This is a genomic window from Streptomyces sp. NPDC058257, from assembly GCF_042881845.1.
Taxonomy (GTDB): domain Bacteria; phylum Actinomycetota; class Actinomycetes; order Streptomycetales; family Streptomycetaceae; genus Streptomyces.
Genome location: NZ_JBHVXJ010000001.1, coordinates 380,280 through 404,836 on the forward strand (window position 1 = coordinate 380,280; position 24,557 = coordinate 404,836).

Below are 24,557 nucleotides of genomic sequence, written 5' to 3' on the forward strand. Positions count from 1 at the left end.
CCCGAGGCAAATTTCTTGCCTCAGAGGCAAAGGCCGTACGTCCCTCGCGTCTCAGCGGTTGGCGACCGCCTGCTTCACCAGCGTCTTCCCGAAGTCCCACATAAGGCCGCCCCCGCTGTGCGCCTCGTCCATCACCGCGGTGAAGGCCTCCACGAACCGGTCGACCTCCTTCTCCCCGACGGTCAGCGGCGGGATCAGCTTGATGACCTCCAGATGGTCGCCGGATACCTGGGTGAGGATGCGGTGCTTCTGCAGCAGCGGCACGACCACCATCTGCGCGAAGAGTCCCTTGCGCGCCGCCTGAAGCATCGTCCAACGGCTGCGCAGCTTCAGCGACTTGGGGCGCCCGAACTCGATGCCGACCATCAGGCCCCGGCCGCGCACCTCGCTCAGCAGCTCATAGCGGTCGACGAGCGCGCCGAGCCGGGACTTCAGGAGCTCCCCGGTCACGCGCGCGTTCTCGACTGTCTTCTCGTCGTCCATCACGGACAGGACCGCGAGCCCGGCGGCCATGGCCTGCGCGTTGGACCCGAAACTCGCCGAGTGCACGAGGACCCGGTCCATGGACGAGAAGACCTTCTTGAAGATCCAGTCCTTGCCGAGGGTCGCGCCCACCGGTACATAGCCGCCCGACAGCGCCTTCGCGACGCACACCAGGTCCGGCTCGACGCCCTCCTCGTGCTGATAGGCGTAGAACTCGCCGGTCCTGCCGAGCCCGGTCTGCACCTCGTCGGCGATGAGCAGCGCCTTGTGCTGATGGAGCAGCTCCTGGGCGGCGCGCAGATAGCCGGGCGGCGTCTCGTGCACACCCTTGCCCTGGATGGGCTCCAGGATGAGCCCGGCCACGTCGCCCTTCTTCAACTCCCCCCGCAGGGCGTCCAGATCGCCGAGCGGGAGGGCCGTGTCGGGGAGCAGCGGCGCGAACCCGTCCCGGAATCCCGACTCGCCGTTGACCGAGAGCGAACCGGTCGTCAGACCGTGGAAGGCGTGCGTGCAGTACAGCACCCTCGGTCTGCCCGTCGCGTACCGGGCGAACTTCAGCGCGGTCTCGACGGCCTCCGTGCCGCTGTTGCCGAAGAACACCCGGTCCAGGTGCGGGCTTTTGGTCAGCAGCTTCTCGGCGAGCAGACCGGGCAGGGGCTGGCAGTCGAAGCGCGTCAGGTCGGCGAGCGAGGCGTCAAGGACGTCGTGCAGCGCCTTGCGTACGACGGGGTGGTGGCGGCCGAGGCCCATCACCCCGAAGCCCGCGAGCATGTCGAGGTAGTCGTTGCCGTCCGCGTCCCAGAAGTACGCGCCCTCGGCCCGCTCGTAGACCTTGTCGAAGCCGATGGTCTGCAGCATGCGCGGCAGCTGGTGGTTCAGATGCCGCGCGTGCAGTTCGTAGCGCTCGGCGCCACGCTCGGCGAGGAGTCTGCCGAGGTCGAACTCCTTGGTCATGCTCCGTGCTCCTTGGCTGCCAGAGTGGCGCTGATCCGCCCCGCGATCTCGACCGGGGTGAGCCCGAGGTCCGCGAGCACCTCGCCCCGCTTGGCGTGCGCGAGGAACTGCTCGGGGATGCCGAACCGCCTTATGGGTACGTCGACTTCGGCATCGCCGAGCGCGAGGGCGACCGCCGCGCCGACCCCGGCCGCCCTGCTGTTGTCCTCGACGACCCCCACGACACGGTGCCCTGCGGCGAGGGCGGGCAGTTCGGCGTCGACCGGCTTGACCCAGCGCGGGTCCACCACGGTGACGCCGAGCCCCCGCTCCCGCAGCAGATCGGCGGCCTGCAGGCAGACGGGCGCCATCACACCGACCGCCACAAGCAGCACGTCCGCGTCGGGGTCCTGGCTCAGTACGTCCATACCGCCGATCCGGTCCACCGCGGGTATCGCGGGTCCCACCGACTCCTTGGGGAAGCGAAGGAGCGTCGGCGCGTCGTCCACGGCGACGGCCTCCCGCAGCTGCGTGCGCAGTTGGTCGGCGTCGCGCGGCGCGGCGATCCGCAGCCCCGGTACGACCTGGAGGATGGACATGTCCCACATGCCGTTGTGCGAGGCTCCGTCGACGCCGGTGATCCCGGCCCGGTCGAGGACGAAGGTGACTCCGCACTCGTGCAGCGCGACGTCCATCAGGAGCTGGTCGAAGGCCCGGTTGAGGAAAGTGGCGTAGACGGCGAAGACGGGGTGCAGTCCGCCTGTCGCGAGCCCGGCCGCCGAGACCGTGGCGTGCTGTTCCGCGATCCCGACGTCCCACACGCGGTCGGGGTAGGCCTCGGCGAACTTGGTCAGGCCGACCGGACCCGGCATGGCCGCGGTGATCGCGACCACGTCCTGCCGCTCGGCCCCGATACGTACGATCTCGTCGCCGAACACCGAGGTCCAGGAAGGCCCGTTGGACGGTGCGAGGGGCTCGCAGGTCAGCGGGTCCATCACGCCGACCGTGTGGAAACGGTCGGCCTCGTCGGCGAGCGCGGGCTCGTAGCCGCGTCCCTTCTCGGTGAGGCAGTGGACGATGACGGGGCCGTGGAAGCGTTTCGCGCGTCGCAGTGCCGACTCGACGGCTCCGGTGTCGTGCCCGTCGATCGGCCCGACGTATTTGAGCCCGAGGTCCTCGAACATGCCCTGCGGCGCGAAGGCGTCCTTGAACCCCTTCTTGGCGCCGTGCAGGGACTCGTACAGCGTGTGCCCGACGACGGGTGTGCGCTGGAGTATGTCCTTGCCCCAGGCAAGCACCTGCTCGTAGCTGTCGGTGGTGCGCAGCGTGGCGAGGTGGTTGGCGAGGCCGCCGATGGTGGGCGCGTACGAACGTTCGTTGTCGTTGACGACGATGATCAGTGGGCGGTTCCTCGCGGCGGCGATGTTGTTGAGCGCCTCCCACGCCATGCCGCCGGTCAGTGCGCCGTCACCGATGACGGCGACGACGTGCCCACGCTCCCCCAGGACCTCGCGCGCCTTGGCCAGGCCGTCGGCCCAGCCGAGCGCGGTCGACGCGTGACTGTTCTCGACGATGTCGTGCTCGGACTCCGCGCGCGAGGGATAGCCGGAGAGGCCGCCCTTGCCGCGCAGCTTGGAGAAGTCCTGACGGCCGGTCAGGAGTTTGTGTACATAGCTCTGATGGCCGGTGTCCCACACGATGCGGTCGACCGGAGACTCGAAGACCCGGTGGAGGGCGATGGAGAGTTCCACCACCCCCAGATTGGGGCCGAGGTGGCCCCCGGTTCTGGCCACCGCGTGCACCAGGAACTCCCGCACCTCCTCCGCCAGTTCGTCGAGCTCGGCCTCCGTCAGCGCCTTCAGATCCCGCGGTCCCTTGATGGTTTCCAGAACGGTCATGCTCGGGCCCCCTCTCTGGTTGAACTCAGCTCACGGTGACGTCGGGCACTCCTGAGGTGACGCCGTCGTCCTCCATCTGTGCGGCGATCTTCATCGCCTCTTCGATGAGGGTCTGAACGATCTTCGACTCGGGGACGGTCTTGATGACCTCGCCCTTGACGAAGATCTGCCCCTTGCCGTTGCCGGACGCGACACCCAGGTCGGCCTCACGGGCCTCACCGGGCCCGTTCACGACACACCCCATGACCGCGACACGCAGCGGCACCTCCATGCCGTCCAGGCCCGCGGTCACCTCTTCGGCCAGCTTGTAGACGTCCACCTGGGCCCGCCCGCAGGACGGGCACGAGACGATCTCCAAACGGCGCGGCTTGAGGTTGAGGGACTCCAGGATCTGGAGGCCGACCTTGATCTCCTCGACCGGCGGAGCCGAGAGCGAGACCCGGATCGTGTCGCCGATGCCCTCGGAGAGCAGCGCACCGAAGGCCACCGCCGACTTGATCGTGCCCTGGAAGGCCGGACCCGCCTCCGTCACACCGAGGTGCAGCGGATAGTCACTGGCCGCGGCGAGCTGGCGGTAGGCGTTGACCATGACCACCGGGTCGTTGTGCTTGACCGAGATCTTGATGTCACGGAAACCGTGCTCCTCGAAGAGCGACGCCTCCCAGAGCGCCGACTCGACCAGCGCCTCCGGGGTGGCCTTGCCGTACTTCTGAAGAAGACGCGCGTCCAGGGAACCCGCGTTGACCCCGATCCGGATCGGGGTGCCCGCGTCGTTCGCGGCCCGCGCGATCTCCTTGACCTTGTCGTCGAACTGCTTGATGTTGCCCGGGTTCACCCGCACCGCGGCACAACCGGCGTCGATCGCCGCGAAGACGTACTTCGGCTGGAAGTGAATGTCCGCGATCACCGGGATCTGCGACTTCCGCGCGATCGTGGCAAGCGCGTCCGCGTCATCCTGCGTAGGACAGGCGACCCGCACGATCTGGCAGCCGGACGCGGTCAACTCCGCGATCTGCTGCAGCGTCGCCCCGATATCGGACGTACGCGTCGTGGTCATCGACTGCACCGACACCGGTGCGCCGCCCCCCACGGCCACCGGCCCGACCTCGATGCGCCGCGTGAGGCGACGCTCGGCGATCGGCCGGGCCGGCAGCTCAGGAAGGCCCAGTGCGACGGGCGTTCCAGGGGTCATGACGTCACCCGCGGTTTCCGGAGACCGTCTCACGGGCGGCGCGGATGGACTCCTTGAGGGAGCCCATGGTGGCGAGGACGGCGGTCGGCTCGTAGCCGCAGTGCGCCATGCAGTTGGCGCACCGCGGGTCCTTGCCGCGGCCGTACTTGCTCCAGTCGGTCTCCTCGATGAGTTCCTTGTACGTGGGGACGTACCCGTCGCTCATCAGATAGCAGGGACGCTGCCAGCCGAAGAGCGAGTAGTTCGGGATCGCCCACGCGGTGCACGGGAAGTCCGCCTTGCCCTCCAGGAAGTCGAGGAACAGCGGCGAGTGATTCAGGCGCCAGCGCCGCCTGTTGCCGCCCGCGAAGGCCTTCTTGAAGAGCTCGCGGGTCTGGTCGACGCCCAGGAAGTGCTCCTGGTCCGGCGCCTTCTCGTAGGCATAGGCGGGCGACAGCATCATCTCGTCGACTTCCAGCTCGTCGTTGAGGAAGTTGAGGACCTCGATGATGTTCTGCGGTGTGTCGTTGCTGAAGAAGGTGGAGTTGGTGGTCACCCGGAAACCGGCCTTCTTGGCTGCCTTGATGGCCTCCACCGCCTCGTCGAACACGCCCTCCTTCGCGACGGATTCGTCGTGCCGCTCCCGCATGCCGTCGATGTGCACGGCGAACGCGAAGTACGGGGAAGGGGTGAACTTCTCCAGCTTCTTGCGCAGCAGCATGGCATTGGTGCAGAGGAAGACGTACTTCCTCTTCGCCACCAACTGCCGGACGATCTCGTCCATGTGAGGGTGCATCAGTGGTTCGCCACCGGCGATGGACACCATCGGCGCACCGGATTCGAGCACGGCGCCCACGGCCTGGGCCACCGGCATACGCTGTTTGAGCACTCCGGCCGGGTGCTGGATCTTTCCGCATCCCTCGCACGCGAGGTTGCACGCGAAGAGCGGTTCCAACTCGACGATCAGCGGAAACTTCTCACGCTTGCGGAGCTTCTGTTCAAAGAGATACGTCGCGACCTTGACGGTCTGGCGCAGCGGCATGGCCATCTGGCTCACCTCCGGGGGAGCAAAGAAGAACGGTGCCATTCGAAAAATGCGGGAAGCACGGCACGAAGGACGCGGAAAGCCGATATTCCACCGCGTACCGTGCCGATGCGGACGAGTTCGTGCTGTGGGGCGTCCACGACCACCCGGACGGCGGCAACCGGCCGGGCTCCCGCCCGCAGCGCGCTGTGCAGCGTCGCGGCGGACTCCATGTCCACCGCGATCGCGCCCGTGGCGAGCAGGGCGGCGCGTTCGTGTCCGCGGACGACGTGGTCGGAGCCGGTCAGCGGGCCGGTGTGCACGGTGCGCCCGGGCACGGCCCGCACCAGCTCCTTGACCAGCAGTTCCGTACCGACGCAGGGCGTGTGGCCGTGTGCGTCGCGAGTCTGGTCGGCGACGACCAGATCGCCGGGGTGCATGCCGGGGGCGAGTCCGGCGCAGAAACCGGTGGCCACGACGGCGGCGTGGCGCAGCTGTTCCCTGCCGAGGGCCCCGGTGACGGCGCGCTCGGCGTTCTTGGGGCCCATGCCCGTACGGAGCACGGTGACCCGCCCGCGCCGCGCGCCCCCGCGGTCGCCCGTGCGCAGGGCGAGGTGCTCGATGCCGAGGGCGCAGGCGATCAGGAGCGGTGCGGGGCTCTGAGCGGCCGGGGTCCGGTCCATCAACCCCCCTTGACGGTGAGGCCCGCGAACGGCTCCCCGTTCACGTACCGGCCGAGCGCGGTGAGCGGGAACACCTGCCGGTAGAGGTGGTAGTTGATGGAGAAGTCCCAGGGGAAGCCGGTGCCGGTGAAGTACGGCTCGTCCCAGGAGCCGTCGTCCCGCTGTGCCTCGGCGAGCCAGGTGATGCCCCGCTCCACGGCCTTGGACTCCTCCTCGCCCGCCGCGAGCAGCGCGAGCAGCGCCCAGGCGGTCTGCGACGCGGTGGAGACCCCGTGGCCCCGCCACTCCTCGTACCGGTAGGAGCGCAGGTCCTCGCCCCAGCCCCCGTCGTCGTTCTGTACCGACTCCAGCCAGTCGACGGCGCGGCGCAGCGCGGGGTGCGAGCCCGGCAGGCCCGCCGCGGTGAGCGCGGGCACCACGGACCCTGTCCCGTATACGTAGTTGACGCCCCAGCGGCCGAACCACGAACCGTCCGCCTCCTGTTCGGCGAGCAGCCACTCGATGCCGCGCCGGGTGCGCGGGTCGTGCGCCTTGCCCTCGATGGCGAGCATCTCGACGACGTGCCCGGTGACGTCGGCCGACGGCGGGTCGATGACCTCTCCGAAGTCGCAGAACGGCAGCCGGTTGGGGAACGGGCTCGTGTTGTCGGCGTCGAAGGCGGCCCAGGCGCCGTTCTTGGACTGCATGCCCAGGTTCCAGCGCACCCCGCGGGAGATCGCGTTCTCCATGCGCGGGCGGTCCGGGTGGTCGACGCGGCGCAGGGCCAGGATGACCTCGGCGGTGTCGTCGATGTCGGGGTAGTTGTCGTTGTGGAACTCGAACGCCCAGCCGCCCGGGGCGAGCCCCGGTCTGCGTACGGACCAGTCGCCGGGCCGCGCGATCTCCTCGCCGAGCATCCAGTCGGCCGCCTTGACGAGCTGCGGATGGTCGGCGGGCACGCCCGCGTCGGCGAGCGCGATGGTCGCCAGGCAGGTGTCCCAGACCGGCGACTGGCACGCCTCGATCATCCGGGACCCGTCCTCGCGCCAGATCGCGAACCGGTCGAGCGAGGCGAGGCCCGCCTTGAGGACCGGGTGTTCCAGGTCGTAGCCGAGCAGGTGAAGAGCGATCACGGAGTAGACGGCGGGCGGCTGGATGCCACCCCAGCAGCCGTCGTTCTCCTGCCGTTCGATGATCCAGCGAGCGGCGCTGTTCATCGCGGCCCTGCGCACTTTGCGCGGGGCGACCTTGTGGTAGACGTGCAACGCCTTGTCGAGCCGCTGGAAGACGCCGTCCCAACTCCCCACGCGGGCAAGGGGCTTGCTGGGATTCGGTACGCGCGCATCGCTGTGCAGCTCTTCCAGCGGGAAGGGCGCGGGCCGGACCGGACGCAGGGCGGAGACGACCGTGAGCGGCACGATCGTCTGCCGGGCCCAGCATCCGAAGTCGTAGATGTTGAGGGGCAGCCACTTGGGGAAGTAGATGAGCTCCGGCGGGAGTTCGGGCAGATCGTCCCACTTCCACCAGCCGAACAGGGCGAGCCAGATACGGGTGAAGACGCGGCTCTCGGCGATGCCGCCCTGGGCGCGGATCCAGGCGGAGGCCCTCGCCATGTGCGGATCGCCCGGGGCGTCGCCGGCCAGCCGCAGCGCGACGTACGCCTCGATGGTGGTGGAGAGTTCGCCGGGACCGCCGTAGAAGGTGGCCCAGGTCCCGTCCTCGCGCTGCTCGCCGCGGATGAAGAGCGCGGCGGCGCGGGTGGTCTCCTCATCCCGGATCCCCAGGAACTGACGGAGCAGCAGGTCTTCGGCGTCCATCGTCACGTTCGTGTCGAGGTCGCCCTTCCACCAGCCTTCGGCGTCCTGCTGCGCGAGCAGGAAATCGGTGGAGCGCCGTATGGCGCGCGCGGCGGCGTCAAGTGGCCCTGGCGGCGCGGCGGTCGTGTCGAGTGGCTGGCTGGCCGAAGGTGCGCGGGGCGTCACCGCTCCGGTGCTTCCGTCGGTCGTCGCTGTCATGGCTTCCCCTTCGTGCAGTCGTCTTCTCTGCTGTGGGTCCGCCGTCGGCCGACGCGCTGGGCGCCGGCCGGCGACTGCGAGTCATATGCGCTCGATAGTGATCATCTCTTCCGTACGACGACGAAGTCGGCGAGCGCCACGAGCTGTGCCCGTACCCGCTCCGGCATCTCGATGGTGTCCAGGGCCTCGATGGCGATGGTGTGCTGGCGCCGGGCCTCTTCGGCGGTCCACTCGCGGCCGCCCGCCTGCTCGATCAGGGCCGCGCGCGCGGCGAACTCCTCCTCGGAGAAGCTGTCGAAGTCGTTGCTCTTCGCGTCGGCCGCGAGCAGCTCGCCGAGCTGCTCGGAAGCGGGCCCGCCCGCGGCGAGCGCGGCGACGACCGGCAGTGACTTCTTGCGCTGGCGAAGGTCGCTCCAGGTCTGCTTCCCTGTGGACTCCGGGTCGCCCCAGATGCCGAGCAGATCGTCCACGGCCTGGAAGGCGAGGCCGAGGTGGTAGCCGTACTTCTCCAGGGTGTCGGCGGTGCGGTCGTCGGCGCCGCCGAGTACGGCGCCGATGGATACGGCGCAGGCGAGGAGGGCGCCGGTCTTGTTGCCCTCCATCTCCAGGCACTCCTCGACGGTGACCCGCTCGCGGTGCTCGTAGGAGATGTCCTGTGCCTGACCGTCGATCAGGGCGCGGGTCGCGGAGGTCAGGCGGCGCGTGGCGCGGCCCGCCTCGACGGTGCCGATCTCCAGGAGGATCTCGTTGGCGAGCGCGAAGAGGGCGTCGCCGACGAGGATGGCCTGGGCCGGGCCGTGCACCTTCCACACCGTGTCGCGGTGGCGGCGCTGCTCGTCGCCGTCCATCAGATCGTCGTGCAGCAACGAGAAGTTGTGCACCAGCTCGACGGCGACAGCTCCGGGTACGCCGACTTCCGGCGCGGCGCCCGCGGCCTCCGCGGAGAGCAGGGCGAGCGCCGGGCGCACGGCCTTGCCGCCGTCGCCGTCCGAAGGGTTGCCCTCGGCGTCGATCCAGCCGAAGTGGTAGGCGGCGACGGTGTCCATGGGCGGCGCGAGGCGGTCCACGGCGGACCGCAGCACCGGGGTGGCCAGCGTCCTTCCGCGCTCGAGCAGTGAGGTCACGTCCACCGTGTCGGCAGCCGTTTCGGCCGAGGGCACAGTCGGCACAGTCTCTCCTCTTGTTCCGGTGCTGGATTTCTGGGGACCTGACCCCAGAAGGGCTGGCTTCACGCGGCCTCCTCGACGTCGAAGAGGTGATCGCGGGGGCGGTCGAGTGCGAGGAGAGCTGCCCCGGCGGCACTGATGCCACTGCGCACGGCGCTCTCCATGGTCGCGGGCCACCCGGTGGCGGTCCACGCCCCGGCGAGGTACAGGCCGGGAGCCTTGGTGCGAGCACCGGGCCGCAGCCGGCCCACGCCGGGAGTCGGGGCGAACGTCGCCGTGCGCTCCCGGGTCACGAAGAAGTCCCGTACTCCGGCGCCGTGCGCGGCGGGCAGCATTCGCTCCAGCTCCGGCAGATAGCGCTCGCGCAGCGCGGCGACGGGAGCGTCGATCTCGTCCTGGGCGGCGGACTGGGACAGCGCGAGGTACTGGCCCTCGGTGAGCCCGGAGGCCTCGGTCCGGTCGAAGACCCACTGCACCGGTGATCCGATGGCCGCGAAGAAGGGGCGCCTGAGCACCTTGCGGTCGTAGACGACGTGGATGTTGAGGATCGGGGCGGTGTCGATGTCGAGCAGCCGGTCGGGCTCGTCGAGGACACCGTCCGGGAGCAGATCGTGCGTCTCGTGCTGCGGCACGGCGAGGACGACCGTCTCCGCCTCGATCTCATCGCCGGGAACTTCGACCTTCCAACCCCCGTTCTCCGTACGGGAGATGGAGGTGACTCGTGTCTTCAGTTCGGTTCGCACGCCCGCGGAGTCGAGCGCCTTGCGGGCGAGCGTGTCATGGATGTCACCGAGGGGCACGTGTGCCCAGCCGATGTCGGCGGCGCCCGGATGCGAGAGCAGCCCGGTCTTGAACACCATCGCGGCGAGACCGAGCGAGGAGTCCCCCGCGACGGCGTTCAGCGTGGCCACACCGACCAGGTCCCACAGGGCCTCGACGGCGCGCGCGGACTGACCGTGCGCGGCGAGCCAGCTGCCGAAGTCCTGGCCGTCGAGCTTGGGATCGGCCGGGTCGAGTCCCTTCAGGGCGAGCGCGGCGCGCCCCACGTTGGCGCGCTCGGCGAGCGACAGATGCGGATACGTGGCGAGGCTCGCCGCCAGATGCAGCGGCACGGGCAGTTCGGTGCGCCGAAGGCGTCCGAGGCGATTGCGGTCGGCGTCGAGCACCGGCACGTCGAGACGTTCCTGCAGGGGCGCGAGAGCCGCGCCGTCGACGCGGTCGAGGAACCAGCGGTAGGCGGTGCAGCAGCGCAGATAGACGTGCTGGCCGTTGTCGACGGTCAGCTCGCCGCGCTTGAAGGAGAAGGCGAGCCCGCCAAGGCGCGGCCGCCCTTCGAGCAGCGTCACACGCAGCCCCGCGTCGGCAAGGGAGAGCGCCGCGGTGATACCGGCGAGACCCCCGCCGACCACCACGGCGGCCCCCCGCCCGGCACTGCCGTCGGCCCGCGCAGCCGGACGCGTGTCGTCGTCCCTCATGCACTCTCCCCCTCGGCTGTTGCAGTCTGGGACGCCAGGGCCGAGCGGAGGGTTGCCAGACGGCTGCAGGGTCTTGCCCTACGTTCACCGCATTCGCCGTAGATGCCCATCACGTACGCCTCCGGACGGTCTGTCGGGAGATGGTGCGCGCGTCGAGCCCGGAGAGACCGCGCACGGCGACATACGCCTTTTCGTGCCCCGGCAGCGAGACACGGCCACGCAGGACCGCCTCCGGCTCCCGCTCGATACGGTCGAGGAGCCGTCGGTAGATGCCCGCCATGGCAGCGACACAGGCCCCGCTGCGCCGGTCGAGCATGGGAAGCAGTCGGTATCCCTCGGCGAAGAGGGCACGCGCCCTGCGCACCTCGAAGTGCACAAGACCGGCGAAGTCGGAACCGGCGGGCGGCTGTGAGCCCGAGAACCCGGCGGAACAGCCGAATTTGGCGAGGTCGTCGGCGGGGAGATAGGTGCGGCCGTTCTCCGCGTCCTCGCGAACGTCGCGAAGGATGTTGGTGAGTTGGAGCGCGAGACCGAGCGTGTCGGCATACTCCGGCGCGCGCTCGACATTGAGCGCCCCCCGCTCCGTGCCGAACACGCCCAGGGAGAGCCGCCCGATGGCCCCGGCCACGCACCGGCAGTAGACCTTGAGGTCCTCCCACGTCTCGTACGTCTCACCGCGGACGTCCATCAGGACGCCGTCGATCAGCTCGTCGAGACCGCCGAGCGGGATGGGAAAGCGCGCCGCGGCATGCGCGAGCGCGACCGCCACGGGGTCCGTGTCGTCCTCGTCCACCTCGCCCTCGCGGATCCGGACCAGCAGCCCCCGGGTCTCCTCCAGACGGTCGGCCTTGACCTCCGGGTCGAGCGCGCCGTCACCGATGTCGTCCACACGCCGCGAGAGGGCGTAGAGCGCCGACATCGCGCGGCGCTCGGGCATCGGGAGCAGCCTGATGCCATACGCGAAATTGCGTGCTTGCTGTCCGGTCACGGCCTCGCAGTAGCTGTATGCGGCGAGCACCGGCGCGGACACGTTCGGGCCTGACTCCACGGTCCGGCTCACCCCTCTCCTCGCAGAACCGCTCCCACCTCACGCAGCAAACGCGGCTTGGTGGGCTTCGGCGGTCCAGGAAGTACGTCGTATCCGGCGGCGGCGATCGAATGGACCGCCGCCCTCCCCCCAGCCACGAAGCCCGCAAGCAGCACCTTCAGCCTGCCGTGGACGCTACCCACCAAGGGGGTTCCTTCATTCAGGAGGCAGCGGGCGCGTTCTGATTCATATGCAACCAGTGCGCGCACCGATGCGCCTGCTGTCGGTGCGGCCAGATCCCGCTCCCGCACATGAAATCGCTTCATGTCATCGGCGGGCAGGTAAATACGGTCGCGCCCCAGATCCTCGGCGACGTCCTGCAGGTGCTCGACGATCTGGAGGGCGGTGCACACCGCGTCCGAGCGGCGGATCCGCTCCGGGGTCGCGGTGCCGGTGATGCCGAGGACGAGACGGCCCACGGGGTTCGCGGACAGCTCGCAGTAGGCAAGGAGGTCGTCGTACGTCTCGTAGCGCGCGACGAGCTGGTCCTGGCGGTTGGCCGCGATCAGGCCGAGGAAGGGTTCGGGGGTGAGGCCGCAGCGGCGCACGGTCGGCTTGAGCGCGCGCATCAGGGGGTGGCGGGGCTCGCCGGGCCCGAAGACCCGGTGCAGGTCGGCCTCGAAGGCGTCCAGGAGGGCGAGCCGGTCGTCGGCGGCATCGGGGTCCACACCGAGGTGGCGCGCGTCGGCGCCGCCGGGGGCCAGGTCGCCGTCGCCGATGTCGTCGACGAGACGGGCGTAGCCGTACACCGCCATGAGGTCGTCGCGCCAGGCGCGGGGCAGGAAGAAGGGCGCCACCGGGAAGTTCTCGTCCGCGGCCTTCGCGAGGACGGCGGATGCGTCGCGCAGCTGGAGATCATCCATAGCCATTGCCGTCACATCTCCCGTTCTACACTGCCGACCCAATACATCCCATTTCGGACACGCCGCCCGAACCGCCATGAGGCGGTCCGTGCCATGAGCCGGTGCGCCGCGCGATATCGCCCCACTTGCCGCGAATCAGCACCGCTACAGCTTACGTTGTACAACGCGGCCTGCGTCGTCGGGGTGTTCCGCGCATCACAACAACACACCGATTGGCATCAATCTTCCCTGGACCCACGGGACTTGAGGGAACGCCCGGGGCGGTCGAAGACTCAGGACGCGTGAGGGCCCCACCGGGTTGACTCCGGTGGGGCCCTCACGCGTTCGGGCGTACGGGGCTACTTGCCCGTGAACTTCTCGTACTCCTTGATGACCTCGTCGGTCGGCCCGTCCATGCGCAGCTCACCGCGTTCGAGCCAGAGCACGCGGTCACAGGTGTCACGGATGGACTTGTTGTTGTGACTGACGAGGAAGACCGTGCCGGCCTCCTTGCGGAGCTCGCGGATACGGGCCTCGGAGCGCTTCTGGAACTTCCGGTCGCCGGTGGCGAGCGCCTCGTCGATCATCAGTACGTCGTGGTCCTTGGCGGCCGCGATGGAGAAGCGCAGGCGGGCCGCCATGCCGGACGAGTAGGTGCGCATCGGCAGGGTGATGAAGTCGCCCTTCTCGTTGATGCCCGAGAAGTCGACGATGTCCTGGTAACGCTCCCTGATCTGCTCACGTGTCATGCCCATGGCGAGCCCGCCGAGTATGACGTTGCGCTCGCCGGTCAGGTCGTTCATCAGGGCCGCGTTGACGCCGAGCAGCGAGGGCTGGCCGTCGGTGTAGACCTTGCCCTGCTCGGCGGGGAGCAGGCCCGCGATGGCGCGGAGCAGGGTCGACTTGCCGGAGCCGTTCGAGCCGATCAGGCCGATGGCCTCGCCGCGGTAGGAGGTGAAGCTGACGCCGCGCACGGCGTGCACCTTGCGTACACCGCGCTCCTCGCCGCGCTTGAACATGCGGCTCAGCGCGGAGGTGGCGCTGCCCTTGCCCGTCTTCGCGCCGTTCACGCGGTAGACGATGTGCAGCTCGTCGGCGATGACGGTGGGGATGTGCGTCCTGTCGACCTTGTCGACGGTGTTCTCATCAGCCACGGCCGTACCGCTCCTCAGCCTTCCAGAAGTACACGAAGCCGACCGCGCCGAACACGATGGCCCAGCCGACGGCGATGAACCACACGTGGTCGGGCAGGTACGAGCTGCCGTAGTCGTCGATCATGGCGAAGCGGATCAGGTCCATGTAGACGGCTGCGGGGTTCCACTGGAGAACCTCCCCGACCCAGCTCGGCACGCTTTCCTTGTCGGCGAGCATCGCGGGGATGCTGAACATGACGCCCGACGCGTACATCCACGTACGCATCACGAACGGCATGAGCTGGGCGAGGTCGGGCGTCTTGCTGCCCATTCTCGCGAAGATCAGGGCGAGCCCGGTGTTGAAGACGAACTGCAGGGCGAGCGCCGGGAACACCAGGAGCCAGGACCAGGTCGGGAAGATCCCGAAGCCCAGCATGATCAGCACCAGCACGATCATCGAGAACAGCAGCTGCTGGAGCTGCTGCAGCGAGAAGGAGATCGGCAACGAGGCGCGCGGGAAGTGCAGCGCCCTGACCAGGCCGAGGTTTCCGGAGATCGCCCGCACGCCCGCCATCACGGAGCTCTGCGTGAAGGTGAAGACGAAGACACCCGTGACCAGGAACGGCACGTAGATGTCGTGGTCGATGCCCTTCCTCGCGCCGAGCAGCAGTCCGAAGATGAAGAAGTAGACCGCGGCGTTCAGGAGCGGCGTCGCCACCTGCCACAGCTGGCCGAGCTTGGCCTGGCTGTACTGGGCGGTCAGCTTCGCCTGGGAGAAGGCGAGGATGAAGTGGCGCCGTCCCCAGAGCTGGTGGACGTACTCGAAAAGTCCGGGCCGTGCGCCGCTGACGGTCAGACCGTACTTGGCGGCGAGATCGGCCCGGGAGAGCCCGTCATCGGGCGGCGGTGTCGACGGGGATGCTGTCACCGCGACTCCGCCGTCATGCGTTGTCTCACTCACGAGTGGAAACTTTCGTCTTCAGATGCGCAGCCGGTCGGGCGTAGGCATGGGCCAGGGACCGGAGTATGGCCCAGATGTTCTCAGACCCGAGCTTCTCAGATGACAGGAGGTCGGCCCAGTCGGGTCAGGCGCCACACCGTACGCCACCTCATCGGCCTGCGAGGTCCACAGGGCGTGGTCCAGCCCTCCTTGAACCCGCCGAACCACGCCTTGAGCGCGGGGCCCGAAGGCCGCCTGGCCAGGGTCAGGAGCATCCACACACCGAGGTAGACCGGGACGAGGAGCGCGGGCAGATTGCGGCGGGCGAGCCAGACGCGGTTGCGGGCGACCATCCGGTGGTAGACCGCGTGCCGGGACGGGGCGGTCGTCGGGTGGAAGAGCACCATGTCGGCGCGGTAGTCGATCATCCAGCCCGCGTTCAGCGCACGCCAGGCGAGGTCGGTCTCCTCATGGGCGTAGAAGAACTCGTCGGGCAGACCGCCGACCTCGGCCATGACCTGCGTACGGACGGCGTTGGCACCGCCGAGGAAGGTCGTGACGCGCGATGAGCGCATCGGGTCGGCCGCGCGCAGCCGCGGGACGTGACGGCGCTGGGTCTCCCCGGTCTCCGGGTCGGCGATGCGGAAGCTGATGATGCCGAGCTTCGGGTCGGCGGTGAAGGCCTCGCGGCACAGCTGGGCCGTGTCCGTGTTCGCCAGGAGGCCGTCGTCGTCGAGGAAGAGGAGGATGTCGACGTCGGTGCCGCCCGGGCCGAACGCCTCGATACCGACGTTGCGGCCGCCGGGGATGCCGAGGTTCTCGGGCAGCTCGACGGTGCGTACGCCTTCGGGGACGTCGGGCACGGGGGCGCCGTTGCCGACGACCACCACCTCGACCGGGTCGCCGTCCTGCTTGGCGACCGAGTCGAGCAGGGCGCGCAGCTCCTGCGGCCTGTTGCCCATGGTGATGATGACCGCGCCGACCTTCAGGGGCCGGTCCCCCGCCGCACTCACTTGAGCCTGCTGGAGGCGAGGATGGACACGAGGTGCAGGAGCGTCTGCAGCAGCGCGATGCCCGCGAGGACGGCGACACCGATCCGCGAGAAGAGCAGATCGCCGCGGACCGAGTCCACGATCGCGAGGACCAGGATGAGCAGGGACGCCTCGATGCCGAGCACGAGCCGGTGGAACTTCAGGGCACCCGCCGCCTTGCGGGCCAGGGCCATGCCGGACGAGCGCGGCTCGGAGGCCGACTCCTTGACCGGCGCGAGGCCCTGCTGGTGCCGGGCGACACCGACGAGGTCGGTCTCCGCCTTGATCAGGATGGCGCCGAGCGCGGCGAGCGTGCCGAGGAAGGCCCACAGCCAGTCGATCCGGCCCGAGCCCCAGAGGTCGGCGGCGCGAAGCCCGAAGCCGACCAGGACCGCGGCGTCGCACAGGTAGGCGGCGACCCGGTCGAGGTAGACCCCGGCCATCGAGTACTGCTTGCGCCAGCGGGCGATCTCGCCGTCGACGCAGTCGAGCAGGAGATACAGCTGGACCATGAGCACGCCGAGCACGGCGCCCGTGATCCCCGGTACCAGGAGGGCCGGGGCGGCGAGGGCGCCGGCCACGGTCATCAGATACGTGAGCTGGTTGGGCGTGATCCTGGTGTTCACCAGGTAGCGGTCGCAGCGCAGCGAGATCTCTCGCATGTACAGGCGTCCCGCCCAGTGCTCACCGCTGCGCCGGTCCTTCACCCCTGCGGGGTGAACGACGGGGCGGAGTTCAGCTACCGATGGCCTTGGCATAGTCGGCGTATGCGTCCTTGATCTGGTCGGAATTCAGATTGAGGTGCTCGAGGATCGTGTAGCGCCCGGGGCGCGTCTGCGGGGCGTACTCCACGACCTGGACGAACTCGTCCACGGTGAAGCCGATCTCCTGAGGCGTCACGGGGAGGCCGTGCCTGCGCAGCACCTCCACCATGTACGCGGACTCCTCCTTCGCCCCGCGCAGGAACATCGCGAAGGCCGCACCCAGGCCGCACTGCTCGCCGTGGCTCGCCGCGCGCTTGGGGAAGAGGAGGTCGAAGGCGTGGTTGATCTCGTGGCAGGCGCCGGACGCCGGGCGGGAGTCGCCCGACACGGACATCGCGATGCCGGTGAGGACCAGCCCCTCGGCGAGGACCTGCAGGAAGGCGTCGTCGCCGACGCCACCGGGGTGACGCAGGACGGCCTCGCCCGCCTGGCGCGCCATCGCGGCCGCGAGGCCGTCGATGTCCTCGCCGCGCTCACGTGCGGCGAGCTCCCAGTCCGCGATCGCGGAGATGTTGGACAGGGCGTCGCCGATGCCGGAGCGCACGAAACGTACGGGAGCCTCGCGGATCACATCGAGGTCGATGACGACCGCGATGGGGTTCGGGACTCCGTACGAGCCGCGGCCCGCGTCGTTGTCGAGCGTGGCGACCGGCGAGCAGAGGCCGTCGTGCGACAGGTTCGTCGCGACGGCGACCAGCGGCGCGCCGACCCGCGCGGCGGCGAACTTGGCGCAGTCGATGATCTTGCCGCCGCCGAGGCCGACGACGGCGTCGTAGCGGCCCTTCTTGATGGCGTCGGCGAGCTTGATGGCGTCGTCGAGCGTGCCGCCACCCACCTCGAACCACTCGGCGGTGGGCAGCGACGCTTCGAGCCGCCGACGCAGGACCGCGCCGGAGCCGCCGCTGATGGCGATGGCGAGCTTGCCGGTTGACGAGCAGATCCGCTGGTCCGCGAGGACACCGGCCAGGTCGTTGAGCGCCCCTGCCCGGATGTCGACGACGACCGGCGAGGGGATGAGCCTCGTCAGTACTGGCACGCGATCTCCCGGCCCTTGGCGAGGTCGTCGTGGTTGTCGATCTCGACCCACTTGACGTCGCCGATCGGCTCCACGTCGATCTTGAAGCCGCGGTTGACGAGCTCCTGGTAGCCGTCCTCGTAGTAGAGGTCGGGGTCGCGCTCGAAGGTGGTCTTCAGGGCGTCGGCCAGCTGCTCGGCGGCGTCGCCCTCGATGAGCGTGACACCGATGTACTCACCGGTGGCGGACGCGGGGTCCATCAGCTTGGTGATCTTCTGGACGCCCTTCTCGGGGTCCACGATGACCTTCATCTCCTCGTCGGCGAGGTTCTTCACCGTGTCGAGGGCGAGGATGATCTTCTTGCCCTCGCCGCGGGCGGCGAGCAGCGTCTTCTCGACGGAGACCGGGTGCACGGTGTCGCCGTTGGCGAGGATCACGGTGTGCTTGATCGCGTCACGACCGCACCAGAGGGAGTACGCGTTGTTCCACTCCTCGGCCTTGTCGTTGTCGATCAGCGTGAGCTTGAGGCCGTACTTCGCCTCGAGCGCCGCCTTGCGGTCGTAGACGGCTTCCTTGCGGTAGCCGACGATGATCGCTACCTCGGTGAGACCGATCTCCGCGAAGTTGCCGAGGGTCAGATCGAGGATGGTGGTGTCACCGTCGACCGGCACCAGGGCCTTGGGAAGCGTGTCGGTGTAGGGGCGAAGACGCCGTCCGGCGCCGGCCGCCAGCACAAGGCCGATCATGCGGGTTCTCCTTCATCGTGTACGGCGGGTGCTCCACGTTTGTGAGCGGTCACCCAGTAGCGGATGCTCTCGACGAGCACCACGAGTGCCACGGCCACGGCGAGTGCCGTGAGCGCGACGGTGAAATCTGTGCCGGTGAGCAGAGCGGCGGCGACAGCGACCACGAGGGTCCTGCCTTCGTGTCCGACGATCGCCCGCACCAGCCAGTGCGGAGGCGCGCCGGCGTCGCCGCGGATGCGGTACACCGTGTCGTAGTGATGGTAGGCGACGGCGGACACCAGTCCGAAAGCCGCGGGCAAGGCACCGTTCACATCCGCCTTGGCGGCGAGCAGCAGGATCGTGCCGTACTCGGCCGCGCGGAAGAACGGCGGGACCAGCCAGTCGAGGGTGCCCTTGAGGGGGCGGGCGACAGCCAGACCCGAAGTGACGACGTGGACGACCGCGGCGACGACCACCCAGGGGCTGCCGTACGAGGTGAGACCCGCCACGCAGACGACCACGGCGCCGCCGACGAAGGCGATGACCGGGGCGGGCAGGGGTAGACGGCCGCGCCCGAGCGCCGCGAAGGCGGACGCGAGCGGCCCGCTGTCGGAGAGGTCCGCGAGTGCCTGTGCGGCGCGGTCGGTGCGGGTCGCCCTGCGGGTCAGCGAGCGCAGGACGCGCCCCGCCGTGGTGTAGCAGGCGGCGAGACCGCAGCCGATGAGCAGCACGATCAGGGTGATGCGGGGCGTGGTGACCGCGGTGAGCACGGCGATCAGCGCCCAGCGCTCACCGATCGGGAGGACGATCATCCGGCGCAGCCAGACGGTCCAGCCGACGCTGTCGAGCTTGTCGGAGAGGGCCGCGGTGGGGCTGGTGTTGGCGGTGGCGTCGTGGTTCGCCTCGTTGAAGGAGAAGTCCACGACGTGCCGGCAGGTCTGCAGGACCATCGCGCCGAGCGCCAGGGCCCATACGTCGTCGCCCGTGGCGTTGGCCGCGCCGAGGGCGAGGCCCGCGTAGTAGGCGTACTCCTTGGCGCGGTCGAAGGTCGCGTCGAGCCAGGCGCCGAGGGTCGAGTACTGCAGGGAGTAGCGGGCGAGCTGCCCGTCCGTGCAGTCCAGGACGAAGGAGAAGAGCAGAAGGAGGCCCGCCGCGACGAAACCGGCGCGGGTGCCGGTGGCCGCGGAGCCCGCCGCGATCAGGGCGACGAGCAGCGAGGCGGTGGTGACCTGGTTCGGGGTGAGGCCGCGGCGCGCGCACCAGCGGGCGATGTAGCGGGAGTAAGGGGAGATGCAGTACGTCGTGAAGAAGCCGTCCCGCGACTTGACGGCGGTGCGCAGGCGTACGGCTTCGTCGTCCACGGCGGCGACTGCCTGGCGTGCCTCATTGCGGGCCTGCGGGTCGCTGGGCACGGTGGCGACGAGGGTGCCGAGGTCGGGGCGGTTAAGTGCGCGGCCTGAGGCCTCGATCGCCTCGGCGACGTGGTCGGCGATCGCCTCGACCGTGCGGGCGGAGCCGCCGCCGTTGCCGGAGCCGGTGGTGGCGCGCAGCGCGTGGTGGAGGTCGGCCCGCGCCTCGGGCCGCGCACAGACGGCGCCGGGGACGGCGGACGCGGCGAAGCGCGGGTCGGTCAGGCCCAGGCGGAGCGCGTGGACGTGGCCGACGAAGCGCGCGTCCACGACCGCGACCCGCTCCGCGGCCGGGACGGCGCCGAGCAGCGTCTCGGTGTCCGCCGCGTCGGATGCGACCCGGACGTCAAACCCCAGGGACCGCAGATCGCCTTCGAGCGGCGACCCGGGGACCGGCTGACCGGTCAGGATGGCGGTCGACAGACGAACTCACTCCTTGATTCCCGGCGCGGCTCGCGCCGGGCACGTGCGTGATGGGGGGCGCCCCTGGCCTGCAGCGGCCGGGCGGCACGTCGGCAGAGGCTATCGGATGATGGGAAGCGGGCGTTCACCGCCCGTTCACGGCCCGATAAGCGCGGCCTGCGAGGGCCGCCACCAACTCGATCATCATGGTCGATCGGAGGCGGCACCCACAAACCGCGCTTCATGCGACCGGCACAAACGACATAAAGTCGACGCCCATGACATGGATGATCACAGGTGGAGCGGGATATATCGGGGCGCATGTGGCGCGGGCGATGGCGGGAGCCGGGGAGCGGGTCATCGTTCTCGACGACGTCTCGGCGGGGGTGCCCGAGCGGCTGCCCGCGGACATCCCTCTCATTAGGGGCTCTTCGCTCGACGGTGAGCTGCTGCGGCGGGTCTTCGCCGAGCACGGTGTGACGGGTGTGGTGCATCTCGCGGCCCGCAAGCAGGTCGGCGAGTCCGTGGAGCAGCCGCTGCGCTACTACCGGGAGAACCTGGGCGGCCTGGTGACGCTCCTCGAAGCGGTGGCCGAGGCCGGGATCAAGCGGTTCGTCTTCTCCTCGTCGGCCGCGGTGTACGGCAACCCGCCCGACGTGGACCTGGTGTCGGAGTCCACCCCCTGCGTCCCGATCAACCCCTACGGCGAGACGAAGCTCGCCGGGGAGTGGCTGGTACGGGCCGCCGGGCGGGCGCACGGCATGGCGACCGTGTGCTTGCGCTACTTCAACGTGGCGGGCGCCGCGATCCCCGAGCTCGCGGACACCGGGGTCTACAACGTGATCCCGATGGTCTTCGACCGGCTCACCCGGGACGAGGCGCCGCGGATCTTCGGCGACGGCCATCCGACGCCGGACGGCACGTGCGTGCGCGACTACATCCACGTCGCGGACCTCGCCGACGCCCACCTCGCGGCGGCCCGCCGCGTCGAGGCGCACCCCGAGGGAGACCTGACGGTGAACATCGGCAGAGGCGAGGGTGTTTCCGTACGCGAACTCGTCACTCTCATCGGTGAGATCTCCGGCGACAGGCGCCCGGCGCTCGTCGAGCCGGGCCGCGAGGGCGACGCGCCGCGCGCCGTCGCCGACGCGAGCCTGGCCGCCGAGGAACTGGGCTTCACGGCGCGGCGCGGTGTACGCGAGATGGTCGAATCCGCGTGGGCGGGCTGGTGCCTCCACCACCCGCAGGCGCGCCGGGGCTAGCCGTGTCAGCGCTCTGACCTGCGGTCATTTCCGCAGGTCAGAGCATATGACAACGGTGTTCAGTGCCGTGTTGCCGGGTACCCCCCACCCGTAGTTCACTGTGATCGCGACAGACGCGCGACCGGGGAACAGCAGACCGACACCGAGCACACGGAGGCGGCCGCCATGGGGGCTGGGCACGACCACGGACACACGCACGGGGGGACCGCTACAGCGGCGTACCGAGGGCGGCTTCGCATCGCGCTCTCGATCACGATCACCGTCATGGTGGTCGAGATCGTCGGCGGCGTCATGGCGGATTCGCTCGCGCTCATCGCGGACGCGACGCACATGGCGACGGACGCGCTCGGCCTCGGCATGGCGCTGCTCGCGATCCAGTTCGCGAACCGCCCGGCGACTGAGAACCGCACCTTCGGCTACGCCCGCGCCGAGATCCTCGCCGCGCTCGCCAACTGTCTGCTGCTGCTCGGCGTCGGCGGCTACGTCCTGTACGAGGCGGTCCAGCGGTTCATCACGCCCGCCGAGACCGAGGGCGGACTGACCATCGTCTTCGGCGTCGTCGGCCTGGTGGCGAACATGATCTCGCTCTCGCTCCTGATGCGCGGCCAGAAGGACAGCCTGAACGTGCGCGGCGCCTTCCTGGAGGTCATGGCCGACGCGCTCGGTTCCTTGGCGGTGATCGTCGCCGCGGTCCTGATCCTGACGACCGGCTGGCAGGCGGCGGACCCGATCGCCTCGCTCGTCATCGGCCTCATGATCGTCCCGCGTACGGTGAAGCTGCTGCGGGAGACCCTGAACGTGCTCCTTGAGGCCGCGCCCAAGGGCGTCGACATGGCCGAGGTCCGCTCGCACATACTGGATCTGCCGGGCGTCGAGGACGTCCACGACCTGCACGCCTGGACCATCACTTCGGGGATGCCGGTCCTTTCCGCACACGTGGTCGTCAGCTCCGAGACGTTGAACGCGATCGGCAACGAGAAGATGCTGCACGAGTTGCAGGGGTGCCTGGGCGACCACTTCGACGTCGAGCACTGCACCTTCCAGCTGGAACCGGTCGGCCACGCGGAGCACGAGGCGAAGCTCTGCCACTGACCCCTTGAGGGTGGTCTCCGGTGGTTCCTTGCCGGGAGGGCCGGTCGCGTACGGCAGACTTGAGGTTCGAAGACCGAAGCGAAGGATGCGTATGCCGACCACACCTGCCACCGCGGCGAACAACTCGTCGAACGGCACCGGAGAAGCGATCTTGCTGGAACTCGTGGACGAGGACGGCAGGACGATCGGCACAGCGGAGAAACTCTCCGCGCATCAGGCGCCCGGGCAATTGCACCGGGCGTTCTCTGTTTTCCTCTTCGACGAACAGGGGCGGCTCTTGCTGCAGCAGCGCGCCCTGGGCAAGTACCACTCCCCCGGCGTCTGGTCGAACACCTGCTGCGGCCACCCGTACCCCGGCGAGGCGCCGTTCGCGGCCGCCGCCCGCCGGACGTACGAGGAGTTGGGTGTCTCGCCCTCGCTGCTCGCGGAGGCGGGCACCGTGCGCTACAACCACCCGGACCCCGACTCCGGTCTGGTGGAGCAGGAGTTCAACCATCTCTTCGTGGGCATGGTCCAGTCGCCGCTGCGGCCCGACCCGTCCGAGGTCGGCGAGACCGCGTTCGTGACGGCCGACGAGTTGGCGCTGCGGCATGCGCAGGGGCCGTTCTCCGCGTGGTTCATGACCGTCCTCGACGCGGCGCGGCCCGCGATCCGGGAGCTGACGGGGCCTTCCGTCGGGTGGTGAGTCAACTCGCGTTCGGCGCGGAGCCGTTGGGTTTCAGGGGCAGGGCGGCCCAGATGACCTTGCCCCCGCTCGCGGTGTGATCGACGTCGCAGGTTCCGCCCGCCTCCTGCGTGATCTCGCGGACGAGGAGGAGACCGCGGCCACCGGTCTGGCCGTGGTCGGCCACCAGGGCGGTCGGGCGGTAGGGGTGGTCGTCCTCCACGGAGACCCGCACCCACTCGGCGCCCACCGCCACCTCCACCGCGAGCATCGGCGAGAGCACGGCCGCGTGCCGCACCGCGTTGGTGACCAGTTCGGAGACGATCAGGAGCAGTCCCTGCACGAGGTCGTCCGACGCGGGCACACCCTGCCGGGCGAGCAGGTCACGTACCGCGTGCCGCGCCTGGGGCACGGAGGCGTCGACGGCGGCGGCCGTGAACCGCCACACGCCTTCGTACGGCACCTTTCCGGTCTCCGGAGGGAGTGGGCCGGGCCCCCTCCCGTCGTCGTCCATCGTCCGGTCGCCGCCCTTGCGCTCGATTGTCACCACGCATCGAGTGTTGGGAATGCACAGGCCGGGGCCGGATAACTGACCAGAAGTCAGCGACTATCGACGGTATTTGATCACTGACGGCCAACTGAGTCAGTTGTGTGGCTGTTCCTGTTCTCCCGGTTTCGCTTTCAAGCTTTCTTCGGGTTGTACGGGTTGTACGTGTTCCGGGTTCCGTCCGGAATCCGGTGCCTCGGCGACCATGCTCACGATCCGGCGCCCGCCGAGCCCCGTGGCGAGCAGGCCGAGGCCGTCGAAGAGCAGCGCGAGCGAGAAGAAGCAGCCGATCACGTACTGGCTGCTGCTCGGCCAGTTGGCGAGCACCAGGATGCCGAGCAGAAGACCGAAGGCGCCCTGCACGAGCGTCCAGCCGAACTGCGGACCGCGCACCACCAGACTGCCGACAAGGCGGAAGACACCGCCGGTCAGGAACAGCAGCGCCGCGAACATCGTCAGCGCCTCCGCCGCCACATCCGGCCTGCGGATGATCACTACACCGGCCGCGAGGTTCAGCGCGGCGACGACCACGCCGAGCCAGAAGAAGTTCGTGCCGCGCGACTGCACCGCGTGCAGCAGTCCGACGAGGCCGCCGATCAGGAGCAGCCAGCCGAAGAGGAGCATCGAGGTGAGGGTGGCGAAACCCGTGTAGACCAGACCCACGAGCCCCGCGACGGCCAGGACCGCGCCGAGGAGGGCCAGCAGGCCGAGGCTGCGGTTGAGCTGCTTGGCGCCCTGGGCCTCCGGTGTGGTGGTCTTGGCGCTCTTGGTCCGGGCCATCAGTGTCTCCGTCCTGCCGCCCCCGCTGCGCACAGTT

Annotated in this window: 23 protein-coding genes; 4 read left to right on the forward strand and 19 right to left on the reverse strand. The window is 69.5% G+C overall.

What is annotated here, in order from left to right; genetic code table 11:
* Positions 1-51: 51 nt before the first annotated feature.
* The 17 genes from ACFVXC_RS01605 to ACFVXC_RS01685 form a co-directional block, all read right to left on the reverse strand.
* A complete protein-coding gene (locus tag ACFVXC_RS01605; protein WP_389900436.1) occupies positions 52-1,437 on the reverse strand; it encodes an aspartate aminotransferase family protein in 1,386 nt (461 codons plus the stop codon).
* Positions 1,434-3,314, reverse strand: a complete 1,881-nt coding sequence (dxs, locus tag ACFVXC_RS01610) for a 1-deoxy-D-xylulose-5-phosphate synthase (protein WP_389900438.1) — start codon at positions 3,312-3,314, stop codon at positions 1,434-1,436. Before dxs ends, ACFVXC_RS01605 begins: the two co-directional genes overlap by 4 nt.
* A gap of 25 nt (positions 3,315-3,339) precedes the next feature.
* Positions 3,340-4,506 carry a flavodoxin-dependent (E)-4-hydroxy-3-methylbut-2-enyl-diphosphate synthase gene (gene ispG / locus ACFVXC_RS01615; protein WP_389900440.1) on the reverse strand — a complete coding sequence of 389 codons (1,167 nt, stop codon included), beginning with the start codon at positions 4,504-4,506 and terminating at the stop codon, positions 3,340-3,342.
* Between the two features lie 4 nt (positions 4,507-4,510).
* A complete protein-coding gene (gene hpnH / locus ACFVXC_RS01620; protein WP_389900442.1) occupies positions 4,511-5,533 on the reverse strand; it encodes an adenosyl-hopene transferase HpnH in 1,023 nt (340 codons plus the stop codon).
* A gap of 5 nt (positions 5,534-5,538) precedes the next feature.
* Positions 5,539-6,192 carry a 1-hydroxy-2-methyl-2-butenyl 4-diphosphate reductase gene (locus ACFVXC_RS01625; protein WP_389900444.1) on the reverse strand — a complete coding sequence of 218 codons (654 nt, stop codon included), beginning with the start codon at positions 6,190-6,192 and terminating at the stop codon, positions 5,539-5,541.
* Positions 6,192-8,186: a squalene--hopene cyclase gene (shc, locus tag ACFVXC_RS01630; protein WP_389900446.1), complete on the reverse strand. Its 1,995-nt coding sequence runs from the start codon at positions 8,184-8,186 to the stop codon at positions 6,192-6,194. Before shc ends, ACFVXC_RS01625 begins: the two co-directional genes overlap by 1 nt.
* Before the next feature lie 101 nt (positions 8,187-8,287).
* A complete protein-coding gene (locus ACFVXC_RS01635) occupies positions 8,288-9,418 on the reverse strand; it encodes a polyprenyl synthetase family protein (RefSeq protein WP_389900448.1) in 1,131 nt (376 codons plus the stop codon).
* Positions 9,415-10,827, reverse strand: coding sequence for a hydroxysqualene dehydroxylase HpnE (gene hpnE, locus ACFVXC_RS01640; RefSeq protein ID WP_389900449.1), 1,413 nt, complete (start codon positions 10,825-10,827; stop codon positions 9,415-9,417). The genes ACFVXC_RS01635 and hpnE overlap by 4 nt, the downstream gene beginning before the upstream one ends.
* Positions 10,828-10,936: 109 nt before the next feature.
* Positions 10,937-11,887: a presqualene diphosphate synthase HpnD gene (gene hpnD / locus ACFVXC_RS01645; protein ID WP_389900450.1), complete on the reverse strand. Its 951-nt coding sequence runs from the start codon at positions 11,885-11,887 to the stop codon at positions 10,937-10,939.
* The gene (hpnC, locus tag ACFVXC_RS01650) at positions 11,884-12,783 is read right to left on the reverse strand and encodes a squalene synthase HpnC (protein ID WP_389900452.1); all 900 of its coding nucleotides are present in this window, start codon (positions 12,781-12,783) and stop codon (positions 11,884-11,886) included. Before hpnC ends, hpnD begins: the two co-directional genes overlap by 4 nt.
* A 332-nt stretch (positions 12,784-13,115) precedes the next feature.
* Positions 13,116-13,910, reverse strand: a complete 795-nt coding sequence (locus ACFVXC_RS01655) for an ABC transporter ATP-binding protein (RefSeq protein ID WP_389900454.1) — start codon at positions 13,908-13,910, stop codon at positions 13,116-13,118.
* Positions 13,903-14,850 carry an ABC transporter permease gene (locus tag ACFVXC_RS01660; RefSeq protein ID WP_389900455.1) on the reverse strand — a complete coding sequence of 316 codons (948 nt, stop codon included), beginning with the start codon at positions 14,848-14,850 and terminating at the stop codon, positions 13,903-13,905. Before ACFVXC_RS01660 ends, ACFVXC_RS01655 begins: the two co-directional genes overlap by 8 nt.
* 95 nt (positions 14,851-14,945) lie before the next feature.
* Positions 14,946-15,818 (reverse strand): glycosyltransferase family 2 protein, encoded by an 873-nt coding sequence (locus ACFVXC_RS01665; protein ID WP_389901521.1) that lies wholly within the window; start codon positions 15,816-15,818, stop codon positions 14,946-14,948.
* Between the two features lie 20 nt (positions 15,819-15,838).
* Positions 15,839-16,618 carry a CDP-alcohol phosphatidyltransferase family protein gene (locus tag ACFVXC_RS01670; RefSeq protein WP_383264288.1) on the reverse strand — a complete coding sequence of 260 codons (780 nt, stop codon included), beginning with the start codon at positions 16,616-16,618 and terminating at the stop codon, positions 15,839-15,841.
* Positions 16,596-17,660: an iron-containing alcohol dehydrogenase family protein gene (locus ACFVXC_RS01675; protein WP_389900457.1), complete on the reverse strand. Its 1,065-nt coding sequence runs from the start codon at positions 17,658-17,660 to the stop codon at positions 16,596-16,598. Before ACFVXC_RS01675 ends, ACFVXC_RS01670 begins: the two co-directional genes overlap by 23 nt.
* A complete protein-coding gene (locus tag ACFVXC_RS01680; protein WP_389900459.1) occupies positions 17,648-18,385 on the reverse strand; it encodes a sugar phosphate nucleotidyltransferase in 738 nt (245 codons plus the stop codon). Before ACFVXC_RS01680 ends, ACFVXC_RS01675 begins: the two co-directional genes overlap by 13 nt.
* Positions 18,382-20,130 carry a DUF5941 domain-containing protein gene (locus ACFVXC_RS01685; RefSeq protein ID WP_389901522.1) on the reverse strand — a complete coding sequence of 583 codons (1,749 nt, stop codon included), beginning with the start codon at positions 20,128-20,130 and terminating at the stop codon, positions 18,382-18,384. Before ACFVXC_RS01685 ends, ACFVXC_RS01680 begins: the two co-directional genes overlap by 4 nt.
* Here ACFVXC_RS01685 and ACFVXC_RS01690 point away from each other — a divergent pair.
* From ACFVXC_RS01690 to idi, 4 genes are all read left to right on the forward strand, one after another.
* Positions 20,020-20,247 (forward strand): hypothetical protein, encoded by a 228-nt coding sequence (locus tag ACFVXC_RS01690; protein ID WP_389900461.1) that lies wholly within the window; start codon positions 20,020-20,022, stop codon positions 20,245-20,247. The genes ACFVXC_RS01685 and ACFVXC_RS01690 overlap by 111 nt on opposite strands.
* A 206-nt stretch (positions 20,248-20,453) precedes the next feature.
* Positions 20,454-21,437: a UDP-glucose 4-epimerase GalE gene (galE, locus tag ACFVXC_RS01695; protein ID WP_389900463.1), complete on the forward strand. Its 984-nt coding sequence runs from the start codon at positions 20,454-20,456 to the stop codon at positions 21,435-21,437.
* Positions 21,438-21,602: 165 nt separating this feature from the next.
* Complete coding sequence (locus tag ACFVXC_RS01700; protein WP_389900465.1) at positions 21,603-22,529, forward strand: cation diffusion facilitator family transporter; 927 nt, start codon at positions 21,603-21,605, stop codon at positions 22,527-22,529.
* Positions 22,530-22,620: 91 nt separating this feature from the next.
* Positions 22,621-23,214, forward strand: coding sequence for an isopentenyl-diphosphate Delta-isomerase (gene idi, locus ACFVXC_RS01705; RefSeq protein WP_389900467.1), 594 nt, complete (start codon positions 22,621-22,623; stop codon positions 23,212-23,214).
* 1 nt (position 23,215) lies between these two features.
* On the opposite strand, the gene ACFVXC_RS01710 is transcribed toward idi, so the two are convergent.
* Positions 23,216-23,707, reverse strand: coding sequence for an ATP-binding protein (locus tag ACFVXC_RS01710; protein ID WP_389901524.1), 492 nt, complete (start codon positions 23,705-23,707; stop codon positions 23,216-23,218).
* Between the two features lie 129 nt (positions 23,708-23,836).
* Positions 23,837-24,520: an HdeD family acid-resistance protein gene (locus tag ACFVXC_RS01715; protein WP_389900468.1), complete on the reverse strand. Its 684-nt coding sequence runs from the start codon at positions 24,518-24,520 to the stop codon at positions 23,837-23,839.
* Positions 24,521-24,557: the final 37 nt, after the last annotated feature.

Coding starts and splice junctions, on each gene's coding strand:
- ACFVXC_RS01670 (WP_383264288.1), bottom strand. CDS start 16,618: ATGCCAAGGCCATCGGTAGCTGAACTCCGCCCCGTCGTTCACCCCGCA.
- hpnH (WP_389900442.1), bottom strand. CDS start 5,533: ATGGCCATGCCGCTGCGCCAGACCGTCAAGGTCGCGACGTATCTCTTT.
- hpnC (WP_389900452.1), bottom strand. CDS start 12,783: ATGGCTATGGATGATCTCCAGCTGCGCGACGCATCCGCCGTCCTCGCG.
- idi (WP_389900467.1), top strand. CDS start 22,621: ATGCCGACCACACCTGCCACCGCGGCGAACAACTCGTCGAACGGCACC.
- hpnE (WP_389900449.1), bottom strand. CDS start 10,827: ATGAGGGACGACGACACGCGTCCGGCTGCGCGGGCCGACGGCAGTGCC.
- galE (WP_389900463.1), top strand. CDS start 20,454: ATGACATGGATGATCACAGGTGGAGCGGGATATATCGGGGCGCATGTG.
- ACFVXC_RS01680 (WP_389900459.1), bottom strand. CDS start 18,385: ATGATCGGCCTTGTGCTGGCGGCCGGCGCCGGACGGCGTCTTCGCCCC.
- ACFVXC_RS01715 (WP_389900468.1), bottom strand. CDS start 24,520: ATGGCCCGGACCAAGAGCGCCAAGACCACCACACCGGAGGCCCAGGGC.
- ACFVXC_RS01625 (WP_389900444.1), bottom strand. CDS start 6,192: ATGGACCGGACCCCGGCCGCTCAGAGCCCCGCACCGCTCCTGATCGCC.
- ispG (WP_389900440.1), bottom strand. CDS start 4,506: ATGACCCCTGGAACGCCCGTCGCACTGGGCCTTCCTGAGCTGCCGGCC.
- ACFVXC_RS01605 (WP_389900436.1), bottom strand. CDS start 1,437: ATGACCAAGGAGTTCGACCTCGGCAGACTCCTCGCCGAGCGTGGCGCC.
- ACFVXC_RS01700 (WP_389900465.1), top strand. CDS start 21,603: ATGGGGGCTGGGCACGACCACGGACACACGCACGGGGGGACCGCTACA.
- ACFVXC_RS01710 (WP_389901524.1), bottom strand. CDS start 23,707: ATGGACGACGACGGGAGGGGGCCCGGCCCACTCCCTCCGGAGACCGGA.
- dxs (WP_389900438.1), bottom strand. CDS start 3,314: ATGACCGTTCTGGAAACCATCAAGGGACCGCGGGATCTGAAGGCGCTG.
- shc (WP_389900446.1), bottom strand. CDS start 8,186: ATGACAGCGACGACCGACGGAAGCACCGGAGCGGTGACGCCCCGCGCA.